At 66.7% G+C, this 9,910-nt stretch carries 8 protein-coding genes and 1 pseudogene; 2 read left to right on the top strand and 7 right to left on the bottom strand.

Annotated elements, in window-relative coordinates; translation table 11 throughout:
- Positions 1 to 6 precede the first annotated feature (6 nt).
- The gene (locus ACK8N7_RS05510) at positions 7 to 1,122 is read left to right on the top strand and encodes a MupA/Atu3671 family FMN-dependent luciferase-like monooxygenase (protein ID WP_500441218.1); all 1,116 of its coding nucleotides are present in this window, start codon (positions 7 to 9) and stop codon (positions 1,120 to 1,122) included.
- Positions 1,123 to 1,177: 55 nt separating this feature from the next.
- The gene (locus ACK8N7_RS05505; RefSeq protein WP_356211119.1) at positions 1,178 to 1,990 is read left to right on the top strand and encodes an SAM-dependent methyltransferase; all 813 of its coding nucleotides are present in this window, start codon (positions 1,178 to 1,180) and stop codon (positions 1,988 to 1,990) included.
- A 46-nt stretch (positions 1,991 to 2,036) separates the two neighbouring features.
- Here the strand turns inward: ACK8N7_RS05505 and ACK8N7_RS05500 are convergent, their stop codons facing one another.
- The 7 genes and pseudogenes from ACK8N7_RS05500 to ACK8N7_RS05470 all read right to left on the bottom strand — a co-directional run bounded on the left by ACK8N7_RS05500 (position 2,037) and on the right by ACK8N7_RS05470 (position 9,693).
- Positions 2,037 to 2,843 (bottom strand): thioesterase II family protein, encoded by an 807-nt coding sequence (locus ACK8N7_RS05500; protein ID WP_500441216.1) that lies wholly within the window; start codon positions 2,841 to 2,843, stop codon positions 2,037 to 2,039.
- Complete coding sequence (locus ACK8N7_RS05495; RefSeq protein ID WP_500441214.1) at positions 2,840 to 3,898, bottom strand: ketoacyl-ACP synthase III family protein; 1,059 nt, start codon at positions 3,896 to 3,898, stop codon at positions 2,840 to 2,842. The genes ACK8N7_RS05500 and ACK8N7_RS05495 overlap by 4 nt, the downstream gene beginning before the upstream one ends.
- A 16-nt stretch (positions 3,899 to 3,914) precedes the next feature.
- Positions 3,915 to 4,610: a YczE/YyaS/YitT family protein gene (locus ACK8N7_RS05490; RefSeq protein WP_500441212.1), complete on the bottom strand. Its 696-nt coding sequence runs from the start codon at positions 4,608 to 4,610 to the stop codon at positions 3,915 to 3,917.
- A gap of 1,486 nt (positions 4,611 to 6,096) precedes the next feature.
- Complete coding sequence (locus ACK8N7_RS05485) at positions 6,097 to 6,261, bottom strand: hypothetical protein (RefSeq protein WP_500441210.1); 165 nt, start codon at positions 6,259 to 6,261, stop codon at positions 6,097 to 6,099.
- 1,221 nt (positions 6,262 to 7,482) lie between these two features.
- On the bottom strand, positions 7,483 to 8,334 hold the full coding sequence (locus ACK8N7_RS05480) for a hypothetical protein (protein WP_500441208.1): 852 nt from the start codon (positions 8,332 to 8,334) through the stop codon (positions 7,483 to 7,485).
- A gap of 718 nt (positions 8,335 to 9,052) precedes the next feature.
- Positions 9,053 to 9,196, bottom strand: a pseudogene (locus ACK8N7_RS05475) (IS630 family transposase); the annotation flags it as partial.
- Positions 9,197 to 9,228: 32 nt separating this feature from the next.
- Positions 9,229 to 9,693, bottom strand: coding sequence for an AlbA family DNA-binding domain-containing protein (locus ACK8N7_RS05470; protein ID WP_500441206.1), 465 nt, complete (start codon positions 9,691 to 9,693; stop codon positions 9,229 to 9,231).
- Between the last annotated feature and the right edge of the window lie 217 nt (positions 9,694 to 9,910).

Genomic DNA, 9,910 nt, shown 5'->3' with positions numbered 1-9,910 from the left:
ACACCCATGGACCTGAGCGTCTACTTCTTCTCGGCGAACGACCGCTACGACTTCGGCGAGCGCTACCGCTTCATCCTCGACGTCGCCCGCTTCATCGACCAGAGAGGCTTCACAGCGATCTGGACCCCTGAGCGGCACTTCCAGGAATTCGGAGGCAGCTTCCCCAACCCGGCGGTACTGTCCGCCGCGCTCGCGGTGGCGACGGAGCACATCGGCATCAGGGCGGGGAGCGTGGTGCTGCCGCACCACCACCCTGTACGGGTGGTGGAGGAGTGGTCACTGGTCGATCAACTGTCCGGCGGGCGGGCCGGTGTGTGCGTGGCGACCGGTTGGCATCAGGGTGATTTCGTCTTCTACCCCGAACGGTACGAGAGCCGCCGGGAGGACACCCTCGGCCAGATCGAAACCCTCAGAAGGCTCTGGAGGGGGGAGTCGGCTCGCTTCCCGGGGCCTGAGGGGCGCGAACTGGAGGTGCGTACGTTCCCTCGTCCCCGTCAGCCGGAACTGCCGCTCTGGCTCGTCCACACCTCGAATCCCCGGACATGGCTCGAAGCCGGCACCCGGGGCCTGAACGTCCTGTCTCTGCTGACCAGTTGGGAGAAGCTTGAGGAGAACATCGCCGCCTACCGCGTTGCTCGCGAGGAAGCGGGCCACGATCCGCTCGCGGGAGTCGTCACCATCGGCATGCACACCTATGTCGGCGACGACGAGGACCAGGTGTGGGAACTCGTGCGAGAGCCCGTGAAGCAATACCTCGCGTCCTTCATGAGTCAGCAGCGCAACGACGAAAAGGCCGGCGGGACATCACGGGGCACCGACGCCGCGGAGCAGGACAAGCTGGCCGAGCTGATGGCCGAGGACTACTACCGACGGCGGTCGCTGCTCGGCGCACCGGACAAGTGCGCCGCCACCATCGACCGGCTCCGTGCCGCGGGAGTCGACGAGGTCGCCTGTCTCGTGGACTTCGGCTTGCCCTTCCCGACGGTTCTCGCGGCGCTGCCGGCCCTCGACGACCTGCGCCGCCGCTGCTCGCCGGAGGTGACCTCCGAGCGGCCGGCCGCAGTCTCACGCCTGGCCTCCGCCGGTGGCACCGACATGAGTTGGTACTACGACCGCGACTGAAAGCGATAGTCCGAGTCCGGGCACGGCCGCCGTGCCCCCTAAGACTGGAGAGCTCATGTCAACGACCCCTGAATCCAACAACGACGGCGTCGCGGAACTCTACGACGAGTTCAGCGAGTTCCACGCCCGCGTCAACGACAGCAACCTGCACCTCGGTTACTGGGAGGACGAGCGCGACACCTCATCGTTCCAGGAGGCCACCGCACGCCTCACCGGTCTCATGATCAACCGCCTCGCGCCGGAAAGCGGTCAGCGCGTACTGGACATCGGCTGCGGCATCGGCCAGCCCGCGTTCACGCTGGCTGACGCGTGCGAGGTGGACATCGTCGGTATCACTGTCAGCCCGCGCCAGGTCGAGCACGCCACTGCGAGGGCACGCGAACTCGACGTCGGTCACCGTGTGCGGTTCGAGCGCGCCGACGCGCAGCACCTTCCGTACGAAGACTGCTCGTTCGATGGGGCTTGGCTCTTCGAGTCGCTGATCCACATGCCTGACAAGCCGCGTGCGCTACGGGAAGCGGCGCGGGTGCTGCGCCCCGGGGCACGGCTGGCTGTGGCGGACATGTTCCACGAGCCGGGCAAGGACTGGTCCACCATCCATCCGCTGGTCACCGCCGTCGAACTCGCCGCCTACGCGCCGATGCTGGAGGGGGAGGGCTTCAGGGTGGTGGAGATCGAAGACGTGACCCCCCACATTCTCGTGCCCGACAGCGTCCGTGTCGCGCTGCGGGCCAAAATGTTGGAGCACCGTGAGGAGTGGGTGCGGATCGCGGGCGAGGCCGTGGTCGAGGCGATGCTCGACCCGGAGGTGAACACGTTCTATACCCCGGGTCTCGGGTATGTCCTGATCACGGCCGAGCGCCGCTGAAGCGCGGTGGGGGCGGCACGCTGCCACGATGGCCGCCCCCCCCTGCTCAGGGGACGAGCGAGACGAGCAACTCGTCTGAAAGTAGGCGCAGGAGCCGGTCGCGCTCGGGCTGGAGGAAGAAGTGGCCGCCAGGGAACAGCGTCGTCGAACACCCTCCCGTGGTCTGCTTGCTCCAGGCTGACAGGGCGTCGGCGGACGTCTCAGGATCGTCCGCCCCGCCGAAGGCGAGGATCGGACAGTCCAGGAGGCGTCCCTCCTGGTGCCGGTAGGTCTCCAGCATGGTGGTATCAGCTCGGAGAATGGGCAGATACAAGGCTCGCATCTGCGGGTCCTCCCGGATCACCGGCGGGATCGCTCCGAACCGCCGGTCCAGTGTTTCCAGGTACTCCTCATCGGGCAGCCGGTGCATCGTCCCGCCCTGGCGGGAAAGCTGAGGCGCGTCCCGCGCCGATACGGCGAGCAGAACGGGGTCGATCCCCCACACGTCGCGCAGTGAGTGCGCGATCTCGAACGCCAGCAAGGCGCCGAGACTGTGCCCGAAGAGCGCGTACGGCCCCGGTAGCAGCCCAGCGAGCGCGGCAGCGGCCTCACGGGCGACGGATATCAGATCTGTGCAGAGAGGTTCGTCCATACGCGAGTCGTGTCCGGGCAGGCGCAATGCCCACGGCTCGATCGCGGACGGCAAGGAGTGGGCCCACTGGTGGTAGACCGCCGCGCTGCCCCCCGCGTACGGGACGCAGACGAGACGCACCAGCGGCTCGCGCCGGTCCCCGTGTATGCCGGGTGCGGGTCCCAGGGGTCGCAGTACCCAGCGTTCGGGCGCCGCTGCCCCCGGCTTCGGCTCCCTCTTCACGGAACCGGGTGTGGAGAGAGCCCGCGCGCCCAGGCCGGAGGGGCGACGATCTCGACGATCGCGCAGGAGAAGGCTATGCCCGCGCCGGCACCGAGCAGCATCACATGGTCGCCGGCTCGGAGCTGGCCGGTGGCGAGGAGATGGAATAGCCCGCTCGTCTGGTCGTTGGCGCCGGTGTGCCCCATCGAGCGGCCGAAGTCCCACACCCCGCGGTCTGCGGCGTGCTCCCCGAACGGTTCCAGGAGCCGTTGGAGTACGCCGCGGTCGCCGACGAACTGGTGGGCGACGCGGGTGATGTCGTCCGGCCGTAGCCCCGCCTCCTCCAACGTCGCCAGAATGAGAGCCCGTTGTGTCTCGCCCATGAGCCTGCCGGCGCTCAGCATGTCCTGGCCACCCTTGTACGTGGCCGCACGCTCGCGCAGGTCCACCCGCAGACCGGTGGTACAGCCCGGCGGGAAGAGAGGCTCACCGCCTCGGTTCAGCTCCTCCAGCTCCGGAAGCGAGGTCGCCCGCACGTTGACCAGACGGGCGAAGCCGTGGTGCCGGGACAGGACGACAGCGGTGGCGGCGTCTCCGAAGAGGCCGCCCGGCGTGGCGCGCCATCGATCCACCAGCGGATCGCCCCAGTTGTCGGCAGAGGTGATCAGAGCCGCGGGACGGTCACCGGAAGCACCGATGTAGTACCCCGCGAGCTCCATGGCTGCCAGAAATCCGTTGCAGCCCTGACGGATCTCGAGTGCGGGAACAGTGCCTCCGACGGTGTGGCGGAGGATGTAGTGCTGAGGAGACCACATGTCAGGCCCCTGGTGGTTGCACGAGGCGTGTATCAGGACGGCGATGTCCTCAGCCGTGTGCCCGGATACGGACAGGGCGTCCTGTGCGGCTTGGACCGCCATGTCCGGGGCCGGCATGTCGCCCGCGACGGCCACCGACACCCAGCCCAGACGGGCCGCTTCATCAGCGTCGTAGCGGCCTTCAGCGACGGCCTGCTCGGTGGTGACCCGCTCCGGCAGGTAGGCACCCATACCGGCGATGTGGAGATCTCTGAAGAGCACGGGAGAGTCCTTTCCCTTAGGCAGAGGCAGAGGGAACCACGCCCGGCTGGGCGAGACCGTGGTTCTGAAGGGAGAACAAGCGGGCATTGAGCCGCATACAGGGCTGGATGAGCGCGTCGACGAAAATCAGGAAACACACAGTGCCGATCCCGGTCGGGCCGCCCATGAGATAGCCGGAGCCGAGCAGAAGAATCTCCAGGCTCCCCTTGGCGGCCCAGAAGGGCCAACGCCACCTGTGGTACATGCTGATGGCGAGGAGATCCATGGCGCGTATGCCGACGCCGCTCATGATGATCAGTGCTGAACCATAGGTACAGAGCAGAACGCCCAACATCATGAGCGCGAACTCGGATACGGGCACGTGGCCAGCCGTTCCGCTGGCCCGCAGTACGTCGATCATGCTGCCGCAGAGAAAGAACGTGAAGACGGGCGACAGCGGCGGCCGCCTGCGGTTCCAGACGGCCCACACGAAGAGACAGGCCAGCGCGACAAGTGCCTGGGCTATGCCGATGGACAGTGGGACGTGCTCCAGCAGGCCCAGAGCGAATACGTCCAACGGGTCCGCACCTAAATCTGACTGTATGAAGAAAGTTGCGCCCAAGGAGAAGAGCGAGCAACCGGTCAGATAGACAAGGTGTTGGGAGCGGTGCTTCTTGAGTTTGCTGGACAGGCGCGAACCAGTACCGCCACGAGCGCGCGGCGCATCACTCATGCTTGTCTCCCGAGGTGGATGCGGATGATCTGCGAGGCAGTCGAGGAACGAGGCGTGCCGGAGATCGAGCCTTGTCGGTTCCCCGCCGGTCCGCCCTGGTAGGACCACCAGCACACACCCCAGTCTTCGGCCGGAGATCGATACTGCGAGCGCCACGGTGCGCGAGGAGCGCACCGTGGCGGCCCGTCCCGCCAGGGGATGTGTCCGGTGCATGTGTGACAGAGCAACCAGAAAATCTCGTTCTCTGTGTGCACACCTGGGGAGTGCTCTACCGAGTACGGAGATAAGTGGGTGTCAGCAGGGCCACCGTGCTACGGCCGCTCAGAGCGGGGGAGTCCATGGTCAGCTCGACCAGACGGTCGCTGAGACGCTGTTCGGTCAGGACTCTGCTGGCAGCCTCCGTCGGGGCGGCAGCGCCGAGGAGAGCTCCGGCGCCCAGCACGGCCCCGGTCGTGAGAACGGTACTGCGTATCCATACGTGCGACATATGTCGGATATCGGCTCACGGTGCCTCCGCCTTAACGCGCAACTTGGGCGCAGCCGCCGTCACAGCTACGCGTGCCGATGCGGGCCGGCGCGATCCGGCTGTCGAAGCGGACCGGTAGGGCTGCCCGCTGCGCACCGTAAGCCCGCCGATGTGGGAGGGAGAGCCCGTATCGCTCACTGGCTGAGCCGACCGGGGGCTGTGACGCCGACAAACGGCGACCTGCATGTCCCGGGTGCCGCTTCCCGGCCCAATGAAGCGACCGACTGCAGGGCATCAGGCCCGGCGTCGCGAGGAAGTAGACGCCCGCTGTCGACGGAGAGAGGCCTTCACCCGGAGGCGAAGGCGAACTGCATGAGCGCGTCCGACAGCTGCAGCAGGCGTTGGCCAGCCACGCGGTGGTCGACCAGCCCAGCACTGATAACTCTGACCCGCTGCTCCCGGCGGGCATGCCGCCCAGCTGACGTCGAGGCCGCACTGCTGCACAGGCCCGGTGGGCTTCCAGCAGCTCCGCGACCGCCGGGCTTCCTTGCCCCGGCAACACGTCACCCGAACCGAGGCCCGGACCGTTTTGTCACCGTGTGCGGGCGCTTGCGACTGGTTGGTCCCGAGGCGGCTTCCCGCCGGGGGGTGGCCCGGCAGGACTTCGCCTGAGGCCGCCCCGGGCTCCGTCTCCGGTTCTACCCGGACCCGGGCGTGGGGACCCGTTTTCCCGTCCATCCGGGCTACGGGTGTTCTTCGGCTCAGGACCGTTGTCCGATACGTTCAGGCACCGTCAACCGGTGTTCCGCACGCTCACTGCTGTCAGTCGGGCGGGGTGGAACGGCGCCGGTCAAGCTGGCGCCGGCCCGACAGGGTGGTGGTGGCCACATCCCATCCAAAGCGTGCGTGTCGTGCGCGTGTGGGGTGGGCGGAGGGCCCGGTTCCGACCCTCCGCACCGTCATGCTCCCGCCCCGGCCGACACGTTGTTCACCGGTGGTCCGTGTTCGGAGGTCCCCCGGTCAGCAGGGGGCTTCGTCGTAGGCGGCGTAGATGTTCTTCCATGAGCCGACGTCCCAGTCCGAGTGCGGCAGCACGCAGAATGTCTCGTTGGCGGTGAAGATCTTCGTTACCAGGATCCGGCGCTTCTCGCCGAGGCAGTTGTGGTAGACCCCGCGCTCGCCCACCTTCCGCAGGCCGCAGACCTGGGCGGCCTCGACCGCGCTGATCGCTACGGACCGGGATGACTGATCCGGCCCCTGCGCCTGCGCAGGGGACCGCCAGGGTGAACACGGTAGCTGCCAAAGTGGCCGAGGCCAGCAGCCCTCCGGTCAGAAGCTTACGAAACGACACGAACTTCTCCTTGCTGATCGGCGGGACGCCTGCCCCGCGAGAAAGGGAACGGATCGGCCTGACTGGCTGCGCGCCGCCGTGGCCGGGAACACCGGCGCGTTCACCTCAGGAGGATCCGCGCTGCCGGTAGGCCGAGTTTGTGCAGATTGCCCCCTCCTTGCAACGTGGTCCCGGCTGCTTCAGCAAGGTCGGGACAAGCAGCCCTCTGACCTGCCGGGACACCCTCGTCCCGGGACGAGAAGCGAGCGAACGGGACACTGTGTCCGGCATCCCCTGCCTCTGTTGGGCGGCCTCGACAGCCGACGCAGCTCTACCGCGAACTTGCCCTGCCCCTAACGGGCGGACTTCGCCGCCACGCAGAGCGACGCTGTTGAAGAGGTCGCGAATGAGTCGATCGCAGCGCGAGGACCGCGCAGTGCCTGCTGGCCTGGGATCGGGTGACGATGCAGGCCAGGTCACGTGCATCGGAACGGAGCAGGCGGTCCGTCATTGGATTCACCGCACCAGATCACCAGCTCGTACAGAGTTCCCGCAGCAGATGATCGCTCTGTAGAGCGGATGCGCAATGTGCGCTACGTGATCGTTGCCCCCCAGAGGAGGGGCCGAGCGGCGCCGGTGACAGTCAGGGGCGTGCCGGGTCCGCGCACAAGAAGTGGTACGTCAAGCCGAACGTCGAAGACCTGCGCGAGCCACTCAGACCTGGAGTGGCCTGGTCGTGGCGGAGGGTGGGGCGCGTGAGATTTTGTGAGCTGTGGGAGTGTGAGGCGCGTGAGTGACACAGAGACGCAGACGATGAATTACCGGGTAGATGGCCCTGAAGGCGCCCCCTGTCTGGTACTCGGCCCTAGTCTCGGTACTACCAGTTTCAGGTGGTAGATCGCGTCTTACGGGGTCCAGGGGCGTCCAGGCGAGGCGTATAGGGCCAGGTCAGCTCGCTGTGGCCCAGGCGCGTCTATGCAGTTGGTGAGACGCGTGTGAGAGAAACACCCTTGCCGGCTGGTGTCGGCGGGGGTTCCCGCGAGCGGGGGCGCGCGCTGAATAGCTGCCCCATGCCATCACGCTGCGCAGTTGCGGCGAGGCGGAGAACTCGATCGTTCAAGGTCCCTGGGCTGAGTGCCCGGCGATACTGTGGGGCTGGCTGCGCGGGCCGCAGCGACGAAGTCCTTCCGGTGGGATTCGATCCACTCGATGAGAGGGTCCCGAACCCATCCACCGATCAGTTGGTCCCACATGGCTGGGCATCGGTCGACTAGACGGAGAGTCTGAGTTACCTGCATTTCGGTGAGGGTGGCGCTGTTGCGGAGGCAGTAGTCCAGAAGACCCCGATCGTTCCTTCGTTCCTCCTCGCCCTTGCGTGCCCAATCGACGATGAATTCCCAGGCTACGTACGCCGCGCCATGACGTTCGTTGGTGCAGTCTTCCGGGTCGCCGGGGCACCAACCTGCCTCCAGCGCGCTGACCGTCGCGCGCAATACCGCGCGATCGAGAGCGCAGCGTTCCAAGAGGCGGCATTGCGAGAGAAGGCATTCTGCCGCTGCAAGGAGAGCAGGAGGTGCAAGTAGCTCCAGTGAGGCGTAGCACGTTTCTACCGGGACGGCGTACTTGGCCACGAGTGCTTGGCGTTCATTGCTATCGAGACTGGGGAGTCGCTTCACGACACCCACCAGGGCGTCGGAGACACTCAGGAACTCCAGGCACGCGCTGCCGAGCGCAATGTGCCGTTGCTGATCCCGGTCGAGGAAGCTCTGGGTCTGCACCGCTGCGATGGCGGCATTTGCCTGGATGCGCCCGGCGAGGAGTGCAGCAGCCGTTGCGCCTTCTGCGCTGCGCTTGGTCCACCATGCCGCAACTACGGCAGTGGGAACGGAGAGAAGGGCTGCGACCGCACCCAAGTCGACCATGTCCATGGTCCAATGCTGGGTGAAGAGAAGCTGTCCTGCGGGCGTTTCGGTGCAGATCGATAATCCCGGACATTTGTTCCCGTTCGCTTGCTGTCGAGACAGTCCGTTTCTATGAGACGCCAGCAGCGTGTCGTGTGGAGGTTGCTGAACCCGCGCTGGAACCGGGCGGGGCTTAGCTTGTTGTGTGCCGCCCCCTTCTCCCGTGGTCGGCGACCAGCGGTCGGGCGAGGCGGAGCTGGGTGTGGGCGTCTAACACCAGCATGTCCAGTGTCCGCTGCCGAGTCACGCAGGCGCTGGCGGGTCGAGCCGGGGGTCCGTGTGAGTAGGACCGCAGTGCGTGACCTGACAATCAAGGGACGACGACAGCGCATCGAGCAGGGAAGGCGGTCGCCTGACCGTGTCGCTGGGTCCACGGAGAGGAGCATCCGTGAGGACACGTCAGAGGGGCGGGGGTGTCCCCGACCCGCAGACGCCGTGGAACGAAGTCAGGCCGCGGCTGTGGCTGGGTGGGCACTTCTGGGATGGCCCTGACGGTGAGGTGCAGACTGTGGTGGTCGGCGCTGAATTCGATCTGGTCATCAGCCTGTGCGCCCGGCCAGGCCACGGACCGGACCCGGGCGTCGACCATCTGATCAGTGAGATCCCAGACGGTCCGCTCACGGCTGAACAACGCCACTCGGTCCAGCAGTTGGCCGCGACTGCCGCTGAGGCCGTACGGAATGACCGCACTGTTCACGCTCACCCTCAGCCGCCCTGCAACCTCCGACGGCTTGATCTGCTGTTCAAACAGCTCCGCCGCCTGCATCCGTACAGACTCCCGACGCTGACGACCCGTAGGCGTCAGCCCACCCCCATCTGCATATCTCACACACCACGGATACAGCCACCCACCCACACCCGTCAGGGACTCCACACACATTCACCCCGACGAGCCGAAGTCAGTATCAGCCAGGCGCGCGTGTCGAAGTCCCGTCCAGCGGACGCTTCACTGAACAGTGCGTCCAGCGCCTCCCTCGCGTGTCGGCGTTCCTCGAACCGGGCGCGGTACATGGCTTCGATCTGCCGTTCCTTCATCCACGCGGTGTCGGAGTCATTCCGGACGGGCGCGCCGAAGTAGTCGTTCCTGTAGATCAGGTGGGGTCCATCGATGCTTGCGGGGACTTCCACGGCGATGGCCCGCTTGCCGCCACCTCCGAGACGGTGCACGTTCAGGCCGAACACGGGCGGGGAGATGGCGGTGATTGCGGCGCTGCGCAGCGTCCGTTCGTAGGTCTCATCGAACTCGCCGGCGTCGACGCGCCCGGTCGCTGCCTTCTGCGACTCTTCCACGCCGTAGACGATCAGGCCACCGCCGCTGTTCGCCATCGCTGCGACGTCCTTGGGGAAGTCTGTTTGCGTCAGCCCCTTCGCCGGAGGCAGCTTGCCTTTTCCAATCCAGGTCGTTTGCCTCCGTCGTACCAGCAGCAACGGCCGCGTCGAGGAGATCGTCGGTCAGTGGGCCTGGTGTCGCTCCGACGGCGCGATGGAGTGCTGTGAAGCTCATGCGCCTGAGTGTAGGCATCGAGCGCGTACAGCAGCCGTC

The organism is Streptomyces griseobrunneus (genome assembly GCF_046713465.1).
Classification (GTDB): Bacteria; Actinomycetota; Actinomycetes; order Streptomycetales; family Streptomycetaceae; genus Streptomyces; species Streptomyces microflavus.
The sequence above is the reverse complement of the archived record's forward strand: the minus strand, read 5'-3'. Positions and strand labels throughout refer to the sequence as shown.

Coding starts and splice junctions, on each gene's coding strand:
- ACK8N7_RS05470 (WP_500441206.1), bottom strand. CDS start 9,693: ATGGCGAACAGCGGCGGTGGCCTGATCGTCTACGGCGTGGAAGAGTCG.
- ACK8N7_RS05480 (WP_500441208.1), bottom strand. CDS start 8,334: ATGGACATGGTCGACTTGGGTGCGGTCGCAGCCCTTCTCTCCGTTCCC.
- ACK8N7_RS05505 (WP_356211119.1), top strand. CDS start 1,178: ATGTCAACGACCCCTGAATCCAACAACGACGGCGTCGCGGAACTCTAC.
- ACK8N7_RS05510 (WP_500441218.1), top strand. CDS start 7: ATGGACCTGAGCGTCTACTTCTTCTCGGCGAACGACCGCTACGACTTC.
- ACK8N7_RS05490 (WP_500441212.1), bottom strand. CDS start 4,610: ATGAGTGATGCGCCGCGCGCTCGTGGCGGTACTGGTTCGCGCCTGTCC.